This window comes from Roseivivax halodurans JCM 10272, assembly GCF_000521785.1.
GTDB lineage: Bacteria > Pseudomonadota > Alphaproteobacteria > Rhodobacterales > Rhodobacteraceae > Roseivivax > Roseivivax halodurans.
The window spans coordinates 22417-37389 of sequence record NZ_JALZ01000001.1 but is presented as its reverse complement, the minus strand read 5'-3'; the positions used below and the strand labels follow the sequence as shown (position 1 = coordinate 37389).

Annotated in this window: 16 protein-coding genes; 5 read left to right on the top strand and 11 right to left on the bottom strand. The window is 68.4% G+C overall.

Features of this window, described 5'->3' with window-relative positions:
* Window positions 1–2 precede the first annotated feature (2 nt).
* Window positions 3–1688, bottom strand: coding sequence for a flagellar basal-body MS-ring/collar protein FliF (gene fliF, locus OCH239_RS00195; RefSeq protein ID WP_037256915.1), 1686 nt, complete (start codon window positions 1686–1688; stop codon window positions 3–5).
* A 139-nt stretch (window positions 1689–1827) separates the two neighbouring features.
* On the opposite strand from fliF, the gene OCH239_RS00190 reads away from it, so the two are divergent.
* From OCH239_RS00190 to OCH239_RS00175, 4 genes are read left to right on the top strand one after another with little or no spacing between them, the layout of a single operon-like run.
* Window positions 1828–2367, top strand: a complete 540-nt coding sequence (locus tag OCH239_RS00190; protein ID WP_051489074.1) for a flagellar basal body-associated FliL family protein — start codon at window positions 1828–1830, stop codon at window positions 2365–2367.
* Window positions 2364–3278, top strand: coding sequence for a flagellar motor switch protein FliM (locus OCH239_RS00185; protein WP_037256914.1), 915 nt, complete (start codon window positions 2364–2366; stop codon window positions 3276–3278). The genes OCH239_RS00190 and OCH239_RS00185 overlap by 4 nt, the downstream gene beginning before the upstream one ends.
* Window positions 3275–3622 carry a hypothetical protein gene (locus OCH239_RS00180; RefSeq protein ID WP_051489072.1) on the top strand — a complete coding sequence of 116 codons (348 nt, stop codon included), beginning with the start codon at window positions 3275–3277 and terminating at the stop codon, window positions 3620–3622. Before OCH239_RS00185 ends, OCH239_RS00180 begins: the two co-directional genes overlap by 4 nt.
* Complete coding sequence (locus tag OCH239_RS00175) at window positions 3619–4209, top strand: MotE family protein (protein WP_157577758.1); 591 nt, start codon at window positions 3619–3621, stop codon at window positions 4207–4209. The genes OCH239_RS00180 and OCH239_RS00175 overlap by 4 nt, the downstream gene beginning before the upstream one ends.
* 14 nt (window positions 4210–4223) lie before the next feature.
* Here OCH239_RS00175 and OCH239_RS00170 read toward each other — a convergent pair whose 3' ends face one another.
* From OCH239_RS00170 to OCH239_RS00135, 8 genes are read right to left on the bottom strand one after another with little or no spacing between them, the layout of a single operon-like run.
* Window positions 4224–5348 (bottom strand): EscU/YscU/HrcU family type III secretion system export apparatus switch protein, encoded by a 1125-nt coding sequence (locus tag OCH239_RS00170; protein WP_037256912.1) that lies wholly within the window; start codon window positions 5346–5348, stop codon window positions 4224–4226.
* Window positions 5349–5355: 7 nt separating this feature from the next.
* Entirely contained in the window at window positions 5356–6111 is a 756-nt protein-coding gene (locus OCH239_RS00165; RefSeq protein WP_037256911.1) for a flagellar biosynthetic protein FliR, read from the bottom strand.
* 3 nt (window positions 6112–6114) lie between these two features.
* A complete protein-coding gene (gene flhA / locus OCH239_RS00160) occupies window positions 6115–8214 on the bottom strand; it encodes a flagellar biosynthesis protein FlhA (protein ID WP_037256910.1) in 2100 nt (699 codons plus the stop codon).
* A 9-nt stretch (window positions 8215–8223) separates the two neighbouring features.
* A complete protein-coding gene (locus OCH239_RS00155; protein ID WP_051489067.1) occupies window positions 8224–9081 on the bottom strand; it encodes a lysozyme family protein in 858 nt (285 codons plus the stop codon).
* Entirely contained in the window at window positions 9078–9347 is a 270-nt protein-coding gene (gene fliQ / locus OCH239_RS00150) for a flagellar biosynthesis protein FliQ (RefSeq protein WP_037256908.1), read from the bottom strand. The genes OCH239_RS00155 and fliQ overlap by 4 nt, the downstream gene beginning before the upstream one ends.
* 8 nt (window positions 9348–9355) lie before the next feature.
* The gene (gene fliE / locus OCH239_RS00145) at window positions 9356–9661 is read right to left on the bottom strand and encodes a flagellar hook-basal body complex protein FliE (protein WP_037256907.1); all 306 of its coding nucleotides are present in this window, start codon (window positions 9659–9661) and stop codon (window positions 9356–9358) included.
* Between the two features lie 10 nt (window positions 9662–9671).
* Complete coding sequence (gene flgC / locus OCH239_RS00140) at window positions 9672–10082, bottom strand: flagellar basal body rod protein FlgC (RefSeq protein ID WP_037256905.1); 411 nt, start codon at window positions 10080–10082, stop codon at window positions 9672–9674.
* Window positions 10083–10094: 12 nt separating this feature from the next.
* Entirely contained in the window at window positions 10095–10490 is a 396-nt protein-coding gene (locus OCH239_RS00135) for a flagellar basal body rod protein FlgB (protein ID WP_037256904.1), read from the bottom strand.
* An 88-nt stretch (window positions 10491–10578) separates the two neighbouring features.
* Here OCH239_RS00135 and OCH239_RS00130 point away from each other — a divergent pair, with 88 nt between their 5' ends.
* Window positions 10579–11898 carry a FliI/YscN family ATPase gene (locus tag OCH239_RS00130; RefSeq protein ID WP_037256901.1) on the top strand — a complete coding sequence of 440 codons (1320 nt, stop codon included), beginning with the start codon at window positions 10579–10581 and terminating at the stop codon, window positions 11896–11898.
* A 115-nt stretch (window positions 11899–12013) separates the two neighbouring features.
* Here the strand turns inward: OCH239_RS00130 and OCH239_RS00125 are convergent, their stop codons facing one another.
* On the bottom strand, window positions 12014–13396 hold the full coding sequence (locus tag OCH239_RS00125; RefSeq protein WP_037256897.1) for a M20 family metallopeptidase: 1383 nt from the start codon (window positions 13394–13396) through the stop codon (window positions 12014–12016).
* A complete protein-coding gene (locus OCH239_RS00120; RefSeq protein WP_037256893.1) occupies window positions 13393–14970 on the bottom strand; it encodes a gamma-glutamyltransferase family protein in 1578 nt (525 codons plus the stop codon). The genes OCH239_RS00125 and OCH239_RS00120 overlap by 4 nt, the downstream gene beginning before the upstream one ends.
* Between the last annotated feature and the right edge of the window lie 3 nt (window positions 14971–14973).

The window sequence follows — 14973 nt, the reverse complement described above, 5'->3', positions numbered from 1 at the left end:
GATCAGGCTCCTTGGGCCAACCATTGCCGCAGCACGCGGAGGGATTCGTCCGGATCGGAGGTCACAAGCTCGCCGACGGTCTGCACCCGCCGCTTGCGCACGCCGCCCTGGACCGAGGCGAGGGCGATGAGATCGTCCTCCTCGTCTGCATCGTCATGGGCGAGCGCCGACGCGTCGTAGGGCTCGACGCCACGTTCAGCCTTGGGCAGACCGGGCGCGGAGGTCCGGCCGGTGCCCGGCAATTGCGCCGCACCGCTCCCCTCCGGCGCGGCAAGCCCGCCGGGCGCCGCGCCCTCGGCGAGGACCGGTAACGCCCGCTTCAGAGCCGGACGCACGGCAAAGAGCAGCACCGCGACCACCACCGCAAGCGCCAACAGGCCGCGGAGGATCGACATCGCGTTACGGGCCAGCACGTCGGTGAGCGAGTTTCCGGCAGCGGTGCCGGCATCGAGCGACATGTCGACAAATTCCATGGAAACGACCGACACGGTATCACCCCGCGCTTCGTCGAAGCCGATCGCCGAGCGCACCAGCGCCTCGATCCGCTCCAGTTCCTCCGCCGGGCGCTCCTGATAGGCCGGATCGCCGTTGGCATCCGGGGCATAGATCCCGTTGACGAGGACGGCCACCGTTTGCCGCGCGACCTGACCCGGCTCGCGGATCGTCTCGGTGCGCGTGTTGCCGATCTCGTAATTGACGATCTCGTTGCTCTGGCTGCTCGACTGGCGCGAGCCGGTGCCGCCTTCGGCTCCGCCGGCAAGCTCGGGCGGCAGGCCGTTGGCGACGCTGACCTCGCCCGATCGGTCCTCGCTGCCTTCCGATTGCTCCTCGCGCGTTTCGGTCGAGCGGACCACCTGCTGATCGGGATCGTAGCTTTCCGACCGCACGACCTGACGTTCGGTACTCAGCTGCACATTGGTCTCGACTCGCACGTTCGCGGCCCCGACGCGCGCGGCGACGATTTCGCGCACCGACCGGGCGAGCCTGTCCTCGAGCGCGGTCTGCCGCGTCTGCAGGGCCCCCTCGACATCGCTGCTGGCATCCTCGGCGAGGATCGTCTCGCCGCTCGCCGAAAGCACGGTCACCTTGGAGGCGTCCATGTCCGGAACCGCCGAGGCGACGAGCGCCCGGATCGACAGCGCCTGCCGGCGGGAAAGCGCATAGCCTGCCCGGTTGCGCACGATGACCGAGGCCGTGGCCTCCGGCCGGGTGCGGCTGAAGGCCTCGCGCTCGGGGAGGACGAGATGCACGCGGGCCGCCTCGATCCCGTCGATGGTGCGGATCGAGCGGGCGATCTCGCCCTCGAGTGCGCGCAGCCGGTTCACCTTCTGCAGGAAGGTGTTCATGCCGAGACCGCTCGACTGGTCAAAGAGCTCCCAGCCGGGCACGCCCTCGGAGGGCAGCCCCTGATCCGCGAGCGCCATGCGGGCGCGGGCGACATCAGCCTCGGGCACGCTGACGAGACTGCCGCCCTGGCCCAGCTCCACATCGAACCCGTCCTGCTCGAGGGCGGCCACGATCCGGCTGGCCGCGGCAGGCGAGAGATCCCCGTAGAGTGGCGTGTAGGAGGGCGCGTAGATCGCCCCGAGGCCGAGGAAGACGGCAAGCAGCAGCCCGACACCGGTCGCGCCGAGCGCCAGCAGCCTGCCCCGGCCGAGCCCCGCAAGATTGGCCTGCAACGCCTTCACGTCTTCGGTCTCCGATCGTTTGGACCGGAACCAGCACCGGTCTATTCTTGTTTAATCATGTATTGCGAAAATTATGCTTGCCAGTCAATCCGGTTTGTACGATTAAAACCATGACAAGCCGAGCAGTGGCAGAGCGGACATGGAAGCGACCGAAGACCAGAAGGGCGGCAAATCGCCCCTGCACAAGGCAGGCATTGCCGGTGTGCTCTTCGTCGTGTGCCTGGCCGCAGCGGCGGGCGGGATGGCCCTGTCCATGGGTTCCGCCGCATTCCTTTCCGTCTTCGACGCCTCCGCGACAGGTGACGCCGACGCAGATCCGGAGACGTCCCGGTCCACCGCGCAGGGCGAGACCTCGGCCGCGTTCGAGATGCTGCCGGTCGACGAGATGATCGTGAACATCACCGCGCTGACGCTCAGTGGCCGGATCACAAGCCGCTTTCTCAAGATCGACGCAGTCATTCTCTACGATCCCGAGATTGCCGGCGCCGACGAGATTTCCGCGCGATATCTCTACATCCGCGACAGTTTCCAGGATTACATGCGCCAGCTCGGCGAGAGCGATCTCGAGGGCAGTGCCGGGCTCGCCCGCCTCAAATCGGAACTCCTGCGCCGCGCGCGGGCGGTGTCCGGAAGCGACGCCCCACGAGAGATCCTGATTGCGGACATGGTGATCCAATGAGCACAGACCGCCGCCCCGCTCTCGAGGAAGAGATCATCCGCGCCACCTCGCGCAAGATCGAACGCCTGCCGGTTCTGGAGGCGATCTTCGAGCGACAAGCGCAAGGATTGTCGGTCGCGCTCAAGAATTTCTGCGGCATGCCGGCCGAAGCCCGCGTCGAGAACGTCACCTACGTGTCCTGCGGCGAGGCGCTCGAAGGGACCGACCAGACATGGCTCTCCGTCGTATGCGACGCCGATCCGTGGGACGGCAGGTTGGCGATCGCTCTCGATCCCCAGCTTCTGTTCTCCCTCCTCGAAATCCTACTCGGAGGGCGTGCCGCAAACGCCTCGGACTGGACGCCGCGCAGCTTCACCTCGATCGAAAAACGACTGGCCAGGCAGCTGTGCGAGCTCACCCTCCAGGAACTCGGCACGGCCTTCGCGCCGGTGAGCAAGGTGGATTTTTCGGTCGGCTGGATCGAGAGCAGCCCGCAAGCGATCATGATTGCGCCGCAGAAGGCGCAATGCACGCGGATCACCCTGGAGGTCGATATCGACGGCCGCGGGGGACGGATCGTCTTCGTCATCCCCTTCCGGACCCTCGACCCGGTCAAGGCCCGCCTGTCCGAGATGTTTCTCGGCGAACAATTCGGCGAAGACGAGACCTGGTCCAACCGGATGAAGGAAACTCTGACCGACACCGAGGTGACCGTGACCGCGCTCCTCCGGACGATGCGGGTGCCTCTGGCGAAAGCGCTCGACTGGCAGGTCGGTCAGGTCATCGATCTCGGAATCGCTCCCGACAGCGAAGTCACCGTGTCGGTTCGCGGCCGCGACCTGATGCGGGGAGCGATGGGACGCAGGCGCACCGGCGCGGCCGCGATCCGCATCACTGACACGAACTTCACCACGGCCGGAGGGGAAAAATGATCGGCTACATTCTCGACCTGACGATCCTCGCGCTTCTGATAGGCGCACTCGGGTTCGGGCTCGTCATCGACCGCAGGGTGCGGCGCCTGATGGCCGCGCTTGGAGACCTTGAACCCGCGGTCTCGCAGTTTTCCTCGGCCGTCGACCGCAGTGCCGACGCGGTGACCTCGTTCAGGTCCGCCGCCGAAGGGACAGAGCGCTCCCGGCCTGCCGCACGCCGTGTCGAACCGGCCTTCCAGAAGACGCGGCGCACCGCGCCGGCGAAGGACGGAACGGCGCGGATCGAAGGGAAGTCCGATCTGGTGCGCTCGTTCTTCGAAACCGTCCGGAGCCGCGAGGCGTGAAACGCCCATCCCTGCTTCAGGTCGGTCTTGGTGCCTTCGCTACCGCTGCAATCCTGCGCACCGCCCTGCCATTCGTTTCCGAAGACATCTCCGGGATGTTCGTGAGCCCGGCCGAAGCGGCCGACGCGGAACAAACCGACGGGTCGTCCAACTGCGAGCCCCCCGAGGTTCTGATGCGGGCAATCCGCGAAGAGCGCGAATTGCTCGCGGCGCAGAAGGAACACGCTGCCGCGCGCGAGGCGGAACTCGCGCTTCTCGACGAGCGGCTCGCCGCGGAGACCAGCAGACTCGACGCGCTGCGCGAGGAACTCTCGGGTCTGCTCGACCAGGCAGAGACTGCGCAGAACGCCGATCTGGACCGGCTCGTCGCGCTCTATCGCAACATGAAACCCGAGGAAGCGGCGCTGATCATGAACGACCTCGACCTCGAGGTCTCGATCCTCGTGCTCGGCACCATGCCCGAACGCGACGCGGCCCCGATCATGGCCCGCCTCAGCCCGGTCCGTGCCAGGGCGATCTCGAAGATCATCCTCGAGCGCGCGCAACTGCCCGGCGATCAGGACCTCAGCGGCATCCGCATCGACTGAGGCGCGGGGGCGCTTCAAGCCTCCACATGCGGCGCTGTCCCCGGGGGCGGCTTGCGGGCCATGTCGTCCCGAAGATCCATCACGTAGCGGATGATCTCGGCGATGGCCTGCCAGTGCTCCGCCGGGATCTGCTGGTCGACCTCGACCGTCGCGTGCAGTGCGCGGGCGAGCGGCTTGTTCTCGAGCACCGGCACCTCGCTCTCGCGCGCCAGTTTGCGGATCTGCGCGGCCATGAGGTCCGTGCCCTTGGCGACGCAGACCGGGGCGAGATCCTGACCCATCTCGTAGCGCAGGGCGACGGCGTAATGGGTGGGGTTCGTCAGGATCACGGTCGCGGTCGGCACCGATTGCGAGATCCGCTGCTGCGCCCGCTCGCGCCGGAGCCGGGCACGCTGCTGGCGGATCATCGGATCGCCCTCGCTGTCCTTGTGCTCGTCCCGGACCTCCTTGATCGACATCTTCTGCTTCTCGCGCCAGCGGTGCCGTTTCCAGATGACGTCGAAGATCGCGAGGGGGACGAGAAAGACGCTGGCCCCGAGAAGGATGCGCGAGATGTGCTGCCGGAGGTATTCGGGCAGCGCCTCCGGCATGACCCCCGGCATCTCCCAGATATCGGTGACAGCGCCCCGCGCGACCCAGATCCCGATCCCCGCCACGACGCCCACCTTGGCGAGGTTCTTGACGAATTCGACGCCGGTCTCGGCCGAGAACAGGCGCTTCAGCCCCTGCGCGGGATTGATCTTGCTAAGCTTGGGCTTGATCCGCTCTCCCGAGACGACAACCTCGCCCTGGATCAGGACGCCGAAGATCGCGAGAGCCACCATGATGGCGAGCGCCGGGGCGAGCGTTACCGCAAGCGGCCAGGTCAGCGCGTCGACGACCTCTCCGAGGTCTCCGAGCCCTGACGCGTTGGACCCGACCTCGATCGTCCCGGCCTGGGAGAAGAGCCCCCCGAGCGCCTCGGCGAGCGGGGGCGCCGCGGCCGGCAGGGCGAAGAGCGCCAAGAGGAACAGCGCGAAGACGCTGGTCATGTTGCCCGCTTCCTTCGAGCTCGGCACGTCGCCCTTCTCGCGCGCCTTTCGGAGCTTCTGTTCGGAAGGCTCCTCGGTCTTGTTGTCCTTGTCCTCGCCTTCGGACATGCCCGCCTCAGAAGCTGAGCGTGCCGAGCCAGTCGCTCAACCGCATGAGAAACGCCGTCAGGATCGCGGGGCCTGCAAAGACGAGGACCCCGATCCCGCTGGCAAGAAGAACGGGCGTCGCCACGAAGAAGACCGGCAGCGTCGGCATCAGCCTGTTCGCGACGCCGAGGCCGACGTTCAGGACCATGCCCATGACGTAGAACGGCGCGGACATGGAGACGCCGAGATAGAGGCTCATTGCCCCTGCCCGCACCATCTGCTGGGCGAGATCGCCCGGCATGATCCGGCCGAGCGGGAAGACGTCGTAGGACATGATCATCGCGCCGATGATGAGGTGATGCAGGTCGCTCGCGAAGACGAGCGCGATACCGGCTGTGGTGAGCGCCGAGGCGACCAGCGTCGCCCCCTCGAACGCGCCCGTCGTCGGCGCCATCGCGTTGGCGAGGCCCGAGACGAGGCCGATCTGGTAGCCCGCGAAGGTCAGCGCGCTCATGATCACCCGCGCGACGAGCCCGAACCAGAGACCGAGCGTGATCTCGACCCCGAGGAGCCGGAGGATGACCAGCGGCTCCTGCAGATCGAGCGGCCCGACGGGCAGGATCGGCGAGAGCGCGATCGAGAGCGCCAGCGCCATGGCGAGGCGGTGGCGTACCGGGATCGACTGCTCCCCGAGGCCCGGCACGAACATGATGATCGCGCCGATCCGGGCGAAGACCATGCCGACGCCGAGGATCTGCGAGGTGAGGAAGACCGACAGATCCATGCCTCAGCCGATCTGGCCCACCGTGCGCAGCGACGCCTTGCGGTGGATCTCGGCGTGGCTGATGACCGGGGTCGTCGGGCTCACCCGCTCCAGCATGGAGCGCACGAAATGCCGCGCATCGGCGTTGACGAGGATCGCGGGCCAGGCGTCGCCACCGGCATGGGCCTGAATCTGCTGCCGGGCGGCGAGGACAAAATCCTGCACCCGCTGCGGGGACATGAGGAACGTCGGCTCGTCGCCCCCGGTGCGGATCGCCTCCACGAATTCCTTCTCCCAGGCGGGCGAGAGGGCGAGGACGGGAACGTAACCCGCCCCGTCATCGAGCTGCGCGCAGATCTGGTTGGCAAGCCGCTGGCGCACGTGCTCGGTGATCTTCGTGACCGAGGATGTCCCGCGCGCGCCCTCGGCGATGGCCTCGGCGATGAGCGGCAGGTTGCGGATCGAGACGCGCTCGGCCAGCAGCCGCTGCAGGACATGCTGCACGAGGATCATCGGCGAGGGCACCGAAAGATCCGTCACCAGCTTCTGGTAGTCCCGGTCGAGCCGGTCCACGGCCTCGCGGGTCGCGCCGTAATTCTGCAGCTCGGCCATGTGGTCCTTCACCACCTCGGTCAGGTGCGTCGTCAGAACGCTCTCGGGATCGACCACCGTCAGCCCCTGGGCTTCGGCCTTGTCCGCCGTCTCGGAATCCACCCAGAGCGCATCGAGCCCAAAGGCGGGGTCCTTGGCGGGCTCGCCCGAGAGCCCGTGATCGCCCGGCGGGATCAGCACCATCCGGCCCTGCCCGCGCAGATCGCCGCTCGCCGCCTCGACCCCCTGCACCAGCACCCGGTAGCGGTTCGCCGGCAGGGTCGCCTCGTCGCGGATCCGGACCGTCGGCAGAACGAAGCCGTAATCGCGGGCGAAGACGCCGCGCAGGCTCTTGATCTTGCCGGGAAGCGCCGCCTCCGCGCTGTCCGAGAGGATCACGAGGCCGGCCCCGAGCTCGAGGCAGAGATCGTCGACCCGCATCGTGTCGCTCAGCTGCTCGGCCTCGGTCTTGGGCGGTGGGGCGTCGTCCCTCTCGGCCTTGATCGCCGCGTCCTTCTCGGCCTCGTCCGTCTTGCGCCAGAGCACGTAGCCCGTTCCCGCCATCAACGCCGCCAGCGCGGTGAAGAGCATCATGGGAAATCCGGGCAGCAGCCCGATCCCGAAGAGGAGCGCCCCGGCCATGTAGAGCGCCTTCGGGAAGCGGCCGAGCTGGCGCAGCACGACCTCGTTCGCCGCGCCCTCGGTTCCGCCCTTGGTGACGATGAGGCCCGCCGCCATGGCGACGACCAGCGCCGGCACCTGGCTCACGAGCCCGTCGCCGATGGTCAGCGTGGTATAGGCGTTCGCCGCGTCCCCGATGCTCATGCCGTGCTGCACCGTGCCGATCAGGATGCCGCCGATGATGTTGATCAGCGTGATGATGATGCCGGCGACCGCGTCGCCCCGCACGAACTTGGAGGCGCCGTCCATGGCGCCGAAGAACCCGCTTTCCTCCTCGAGCGTCCGGCGGCGCGCCTGCGCCTCTTTGTCGTCGATGAGACCCGCGCCGAGATCGGCGTCGATCGCCATTTGCTTGCCCGGCATCGCGTCGAGCGAGAAGCGCGCCGAGACCTCGGCGATCCGGGTCGAGCCCTTGGTGATGACGATGAAGTTGATCACCACGAGGATCGCGAAGATCACGATGCCGATGACGAAGCTGCCGGCGACGATGAAGCGCGAGAAGCCCTCGATCACCCCGCCGGCGGCGCCCGATCCGGTATGGCCCTGCGACAGGATCAGCCGGGTCGAGGCGACGTTCAGCGACAGCCGCAGGAGCGTGACGACGAGAAGCAGCGTCGGGAAGGCGTTGAACTCGAGCGGCGTGCGGATCCAGAGCGCCACCATCAGCACGAGGACCGAGACCGACAGCGAGAGCGCCAGCCCGAGGTCGAGCAAGACCGGCGGCAGCGGCACGAAGAGCACCGCCAGGATCAGCGTCACGCCGATCGCGAAGCCGATGTCGCGGTTGGCCATGCTGCGGCCGAACATGGCGCCCGAGATCGCGGAGATCGGAGAAGTCGGAGGGGTGGCCATGAACGAGCCCTAACGCGTGAAGGACGGCAGGATCGGCTGCAGGATGCCGGTGCCGAAAAGCGTGCGGCGCGGCCCCTCGGAGGAGCGCGTGCTCCAGAACGGGACACCCTCCTGCCGGGCAGAGGCAGTGGCGTTGGCAGTGGCGCGGGACGGCGCCTCGGCCGAAGCGGAGCGGACGGGAGCGGTCGCGCCGAGGCCCGCGAGCGCCTCGAAATTTGCGATGCGCTGGTTCGCGACCGCGATGTTGCGCTTGGCCGAGGCGGTGTAGCGGCCCTGATGCTCGGGCGTGCGCGAATGGTAATGGCCGACCGCGACCATCCAGTCGCCGCTCTCCTCGTAGAGCCCGCGCAGGAAGCGGGCGGCGTAATCGGCATTGCGGCCCGGCCAGAAACCCTGCGCGTCGGTCACGAAGGCCTCCGGGTGCCAGCGCAGGTTGATCTGCATGCAGCCGACATCGATCGAGCGGGCGCCCCGCGCCTGTTCGGAGGAGACGAAGGACAGGGCCTCTTCAGCGCTGTCGAAGAGATGCCCCTCGCCCTCGGAATTGACCGCCCAGGGCCAGACCGTCAGCTCGCCGTTCTTCATCAGGCCCGCCTCCTGCAGGCCGAGTCCGAGCAGGATGTTGTCCGGGATGCCGTGCCGCTCCTGCGCCTCGAGGATGGCCCGGATGCAGATCCCCTCGTCGGGCGCGCCGGTGTCGGGAATGGCAAGCGAGCGCTCCGGCGCGGGTGCGGGCGCCGGCTCGGCCTGAGGCGCGCGCGGCTCCTCCCGCGCCTGCTCGCTGCCGGCGTAGAACCCCGCCCAGCCGTTCGCCGCCGCGGGACCCGCAACCAGGAGCGCTGCGCAGAAGAGCGCCGCCGCCCTCACGGCTGGCCGCTTGCGATGGCGTCGAAGCTGCGCTCGGCGAGCTCGTGCAGTGTCGCGTACATGAAGGGCGTCGTCGCCACGAGGCCGATGAAGATCACGACGATCTTCGGCACGAAGGTCAGCGTCATCTCCTGCACCTGCGTCAGCGCCTGCATGAAGGCGATCACGAGGCCGACGATCAGCGCCAGCGCAAGGATCGGCCCCGAGGCGATGAGCACCACCCAGAAGGCCCCGGACATCATGTCGTAGATCTGGCTCTCGCTCATAATGGCCCTCAGACCGGCATCCGCATGATTTCCTGGTAGGCTTCCACCAGCTTGTCGCGGATCGACACTGCCATCTTCACGGTGGATTCGAGCTGCAGCGTCGCCTCTACCACGGCCTGCGTGCTCTGCTGGCCGGAGAGCCCCTCCTGCATCACCGTTTCTGCGGCCCGCGCCTGCGACAGCCCCGAACTCGTCGCCTCCCCGAGGAGCTTGGCGAAATCGCCGCCTCCTGGCTCCGGCGCAGCCTTCTCGAGCGACTGGCTGTTGCGGTAGGCGCCGAGCGCGGCGGAGGAGGAAATCAGCGGTTCTGCCATCGGTATCTCGTCACTTCAACAGGTCGAGCATCCGCGAGCGCATCGTACGCCCGGTCTCGAACATGGTCATATTGGCCTCGTAGCTGCGCGCGGCCTCGCGCATGTCGGCCATCTCGAGGAGGGTGTTGACATTCGACACCTTCACCAGCCCGTCGGCGTCCGCCGCCGGATGCGAGGGATCGAGTACCGTCTCGAACGCGCCCGCGGCACGGCCGACATCACGCACCTCGACGTGGGAGGTGCCGGTCGCGCCATTCAACACCTCGGCAAAGGAGACCGTCTTGCGCCGGTAGGGATCGGCGCCGGGCGTCGCGCCGCGCGTGTCGGCGTTGGCTACGTTCTCGGCGACGATCTGAAGACGCGTGCCCTGCGCCCGCAATCCGCTCGAGGCGATCGAGGAAATGGACTTGAGAGGATCCATAGAAGGCTCTCCCTATCGCATGCCGGTGGCGGCGAGGGTCAGCAGATCATGACCCTTGCGATAGAGATCGGCCGCCAGCCGGTAGCTGTCCGCGGTCTCGCTGGCGCGCATGACCTGCTGCTCGAGCACGACGCTGTTGCCGTCGATGCTCTCTTCCCAGGGGACGCGATCCTCCCTGACCCGCACGCCGCCCACATCCCCCGAGGAGATGTGTTTGCCGTTTGTCGTCTCGAGCCCCCGCAGCGGCGCGCTGCGCTTCAGAAGATCCTCGAACGCATCCACGTCACGCGCGCGGTAGCCCGGCGTGTCGGCGTTTGCGATGTTCTCCGAGGTCACCTGCTGGCGGCTCCCGAGCCAGTTCAGCCGGTCCGAGGCGAGATTGAAGAAGGACAGATTGTCGAAGGCCATCACGTTTTCCTTTCGTCAATGCATGTTTTGCACTTTATTATTCATGAATAGCAAGTATAAATTCTGCCTCATGAGCCTTTTCGCTGAAATGACACATGCCGCCCACGACCTGCCCGGCCGCCGTATCACCGGTCACGTCAGTGCGGTGATCGGAATGAAGCTGACCGTCCGGGGGATCGAACGGGCGGTCGGGATCGGCGCGCGCTGCCGCGTGACGCCCCTCGCGGGCCCCTCCGTCGACGGCGAGGTCCTCGGGATCGACGAGGCCGGCGTGCATCTTCTGCCCTTCGGCACGTGGTCCGGGATCGGCCCCGGCGCCTCGGTCGAGGTCATTCCGGGCGGCGCGACATTACGGCCGGGACGCGCCTGGATCGGCCGGGTCATCGATCCGCTGGGCGCACCGCTCGATGATCTGGGCGCCCTGCCCCCCGCGGGTCCCGCCCGCCCGATCCGCAGCGCCCCGCCCCCGGCCTTCGGACGCCGGAGCGTGGGTTCCCGGCTCGAAACCGGGGTCAAGGCGATGGACATCTTCGCCCCCCTCTGCACCGGGCAGCGCATGGGCATCTTCGCCGGCTCCGGGGTCGGGAAATCGACACTCATGTCCATGCTCGCCCGCCGCGGCGAGGCGGACGTGATCGTTGTCTGTCTTGTCGGAGAGCGGGGCCGCGAGGTGCAGGATTTCCTGAGACACGCGCTCGGACCCGAAGGCCTCGCGCGGTCGGTCGTGGTCGCCGCCACCGGGGATGCCGCGCCGCTCCTGCGCCGGCAGGCGGCCTGGACCGCCACCACCGTGGCCGAGGCCCTGCGCGACGAAGGGCTGAACGTGCTGATGATGCTCGACTCGGTCACGCGGTTCGCGCAGGCGCAGCGCGAGATCGGCCTAAGCCTCGGAGAACCGCCCGCCGCCCGCGGCTACCCGCCCACGGTCTTCGCCGAACTGCCCCAGCTCCTCGAGCGCACCGGCCCCGGGACAGAGGGTCAAGGCGACATCACCGCGCTCTACACAGTGCTCGTCGATGGGGACGATCTCAACGATCCGGTCGCGGACGCGGTACGGGGCATCCTCGACGGACATCTCGTCCTCTCCCGGCGTGTGGCCGAACGCGGACGCTACCCCGCAATCGACCTCGAACGCTCGCTGTCGCGCATGCTGCCCGACTGCCACTCGCCTGCCGAAAACGCGGTCCTCACGGCCGCCCGCTCGGCGCTCGGGCGCTACGGCGAGATGGAGGACCTCATACGCATCGGCGCCTACAAGTCCGGCGCCGATCCGGCGACCGATACGTCCGTTGCGGTCGCAACGGGCGCGGAGACTTACCTCGCCCAGTCCCGCGACAGCCATGTTCCGACCTGCGACGCGTTCGCCGGTCTTCGCGCCATCTTGTCCGAGGCCGGCGTCGAGCCCTGAGGGAAACAATGCGTGGCGCGGGTCGGAGCGGCGATCGAGGAGACTTCTCGGAAGCCGAGAAGAGTCTCACCGCTCCTGCCGGATCACCCTGTACCGGGGGGGGGGAACCGGACGGTCAGTGCCGGGTGCCGACGTCCCAGAACACTCCTGCCATGGTGCGGAGGGCGTCGCGGCATACGCCCTTGAGCACGTGCTCGTTCGGGGCGTGCTGCGAGCAGCCGCGGTAGGAATGCGGGACCCATATGGTGGGCAGGCCGAGGATGTCGGTGAAGCTGTCGTTCGGAAGGGAGCCCGCGAGGTTCGGCAGGACGTGCAGCGGCCCGCCGCTCGTTTCCTGGATCGATCGGCCGACGAAGTCCGCCCAGGGGTGGCTCGGGTCGAGCCGTGTCGCCGCGAAGAAGCCGCGGTCGTGCGGTCGGATCTGCACGTTGCGGAATCCCTCAGCGTCGAGATGGCGGCGCAAGGCCGGCACCACGTCCTCGGGGTCGGTTCCGACGACGTAGCGGAGCTGGCAGGTCGCGCGGGCCCATCCCGAGATCGCGTTGACCGGAGCGTCGGGCACGCCCGAGACCATGGCCAGCACGGCGAAGCTGTTCCAGCCGAAGACGCGTTCGGCGGGCGTCAGATCCTCTTCGCCCCAATCCGGATCGACCTCGGGCCCCTCGCCCCCCGCGACGGGCAGGTCCTTGAGCGCCGCACGGACGGTGTCGGTCAGGCTGCCCGGGCGCCATTCCGGCACCTTGATCTGCCCGCGGCGGTCGGTGATCGCGGCCAGCGCATGGGCGAGGATCATCGCGGGGTCGGCGAGAAGGCCACCCCAGTTCCCCGAATGGTGCGCGCCCTCATGGGTCTCGACGACGAGGTCGAAGGTCGTGCCGCCCCGCGAGCCCATGAACATCGTCGGGACCTCGGGTTGCAGGCGCGGCCCGTCGGAGGCGATCAGCACGTCCGCGGTCAGCCGGTCCCGGTAGCGCTCGAAGACCTCGGGCAATCCGACCGAGCCCACCTCCTCGCTCATCTCGATCACGATGCGGATGTTGAAGCCGAGCGAGCCGCGCTCGACGAGGACCGCCTCGAGCGCCGCGATGTTGATGAGGTGCTGGCCCTTGTTGTCCGCCGCACCCCGTCCGTAGAGGCGCTCGCCCTCCTCGGTGAGCGCCCAGGGCTCGAGGCCGTCGCGCCACATCCCCTCCTGGCCGCGGACGGTATCGCCATGGCCATAGGTCAGCACCGTGGTGAGGCCGTCCCCCTCGTGGCGGTCTCCGAGAAGGAGCGGACCGCCGCGCGGATCGGGATTGTCGATGATCTCGCATTCGAACCCCATCGCGGAGAGGCGAGGCAGCATCGCCTCGCGAAGATAGCGGAGACTTTCGGCGCGCGCCTCGTCGGCGGGGTTCTGGCTCTCCGAGCGGAAGGTGACGAGGTCGCCGAGGTCGGACTGGAACGTGCCCGCGTCGAAATAGTCGGTCACGCGGTCGATGGCGGCGGTTCTGGTCATGCTTGGTCCTCGGTCTCTTCCAGTGCGGCGTCGCCCCAGGGCGACATGATTTCGGTGCAGCCGGCGTGCCGCCCGGCCTCGCGGATCACTCCCGCGGGGCAGGCGAAGGCGTAGGGCAGGACGGTGCGGCGGGTCGTGCGCAGGGCGGCGTCCCGGCCAAGCCGGTCGAGCGTCGCCTGCGGCAGCGTCTCGTCGGCGATCACCGCATCGCCGCCCGAGACGTCGATGCGGGGCGTGTGGAACGCCTGTTCGAGGCTCATCCCGTGATCGGTCAGGAAGGAGGAGAGCTGCGTCACCGCGCCGAGGATCTTGCGCCCCCCGGATGCGCCGAGCGCGAAGCGACGCTCGCCCGCCTCGCCGATCACCGGGCAGACGTTCATGAGGCAAGCCTTGTCCGGGCCGAGCGAGTTCGGCTTCCCCTGTTCGGGGTCGAACCACATGATGCCGTTGTTCATGAGAAACCCGGTCGATGGCGAGACGACGCGGCTGCCGAAGATGGACAGGAGGGTCTGGGTGTGCGCGACCATGTTCCCGTGGCGGTCGACGACGGAGAAATGGGTGGTGCAGCCCGGCGCCTCCGCGACCTCGCCGGTATCGCCCATGGTGCCGAGACGCGCCGCATAGGCGGTCCGCAAGGCATCGGCGTAGGCGGCATAGGCCTCGGGCATCGCGGAGAGGTCCCGCGTTTCGAGTTCGGCCATCGCGTGGGCGAAGGTCGGCCCGGCGGTGAGGCCCGGCATGACGTGGAACGCGGCGTCGCGGTAGGTGACCTTCCGCGCGTCGCCCATCCATGCCCGGTAGCCGGCGAGATCGCCCGCGGTGAGGGATCCGCCCTTGTCCTGGACGTCCTTCGCCATCGCCTCGGCGAGATCGCCCTCGTGAAAGGCCCGGGGCCCGCCGCGTGCGATGGCCTCGAGGCTGTCGGCCATGCGGCTCTGGTCGAGGCGGTTCTCGGGAATGGCGGTCCAGCCCGAGCCCTTGGGCCAGATGCCGTCGTCGAGGAACAAAGCCGCCGCATCCGGATCCTTCGCAAGCTCGCGGGCGGTGGAGGCGATGATGAGCGCGGCGTACCAATCGACCAGCATGCCGTCGCGCGCGTGCCCGATCGCCGGCTGGAGGAGGTCGGACCACGGCATCACGCCCCAGCGGGCGTGCGCCTGGCCGAGCCCGTCGACGGTGCCGGGAACCGCGATGGCGCTCGCGCCCTGGACGTTGCGGTCCTCGACCACCCGCTCCCAGGGAAAGAGGTCACCCGCCTTGCCCTCGCCCGAGAGCGGATAATCCTCCGTCCGGAGGCCCTTCGGCGAGCGCATGCCGAAATTGATCGCCGTCGCCTCGCCGGTCTCCGCGCGCCAGTTCAGGGCGGCACCACCGCCGGCGGGACCCGACATCCAGGGTTCGAGCACGCCGACGACGAAGGAACAGGCGACGGCGGCATCGACGGCGTCACCGCCCACGCGCAGGACCTCTGCCCCGGCTTCGGCGGCGAGGCGGTGCTGGGAGGCGACGACACCGCCTGCGGTCTCGACAACGTGCTTGCGGGTGGATTGGGTTCGAGAAAGCGCGGAACTCATCTG

Bases quoted from the DNA above. Each gene is read 5' to 3' on its own strand.
- OCH239_RS00190 (WP_051489074.1), top strand. From the start codon at position 1,828: ATGGAAGCGACCGAAGACCAGAAGGGCGGCAAATCGCCCCTGCACAAG.
- OCH239_RS00185 (WP_037256914.1), top strand. From the start codon at position 2,364: ATGAGCACAGACCGCCGCCCCGCTCTCGAGGAAGAGATCATCCGCGCC.
- OCH239_RS00180 (WP_051489072.1), top strand. From the start codon at position 3,275: ATGATCGGCTACATTCTCGACCTGACGATCCTCGCGCTTCTGATAGGC.
- OCH239_RS00170 (WP_037256912.1), bottom strand. From the start codon at position 5,348: ATGTCCGAAGGCGAGGACAAGGACAACAAGACCGAGGAGCCTTCCGAA.
- OCH239_RS00165 (WP_037256911.1), bottom strand. From the start codon at position 6,111: ATGGATCTGTCGGTCTTCCTCACCTCGCAGATCCTCGGCGTCGGCATG.
- flhA (WP_037256910.1), bottom strand. From the start codon at position 8,214: ATGGCCACCCCTCCGACTTCTCCGATCTCCGCGATCTCGGGCGCCATG.
- fliQ (WP_037256908.1), bottom strand. From the start codon at position 9,347: ATGAGCGAGAGCCAGATCTACGACATGATGTCCGGGGCCTTCTGGGTG.
- fliE (WP_037256907.1), bottom strand. From the start codon at position 9,661: ATGGCAGAACCGCTGATTTCCTCCTCCGCCGCGCTCGGCGCCTACCGC.
- flgC (WP_037256905.1), bottom strand. From the start codon at position 10,082: ATGGATCCTCTCAAGTCCATTTCCTCGATCGCCTCGAGCGGATTGCGG.
- OCH239_RS00135 (WP_037256904.1), bottom strand. From the start codon at position 10,490: ATGGCCTTCGACAATCTGTCCTTCTTCAATCTCGCCTCGGACCGGCTG.
- OCH239_RS00130 (WP_037256901.1), top strand. From the start codon at position 10,579: ATGACACATGCCGCCCACGACCTGCCCGGCCGCCGTATCACCGGTCAC.
- OCH239_RS00125 (WP_037256897.1), bottom strand. From the start codon at position 13,396: ATGACCAGAACCGCCGCCATCGACCGCGTGACCGACTATTTCGACGCG.
- OCH239_RS00120 (WP_037256893.1), bottom strand. From the start codon at position 14,970: ATGAGTTCCGCGCTTTCTCGAACCCAATCCACCCGCAAGCACGTTGTC.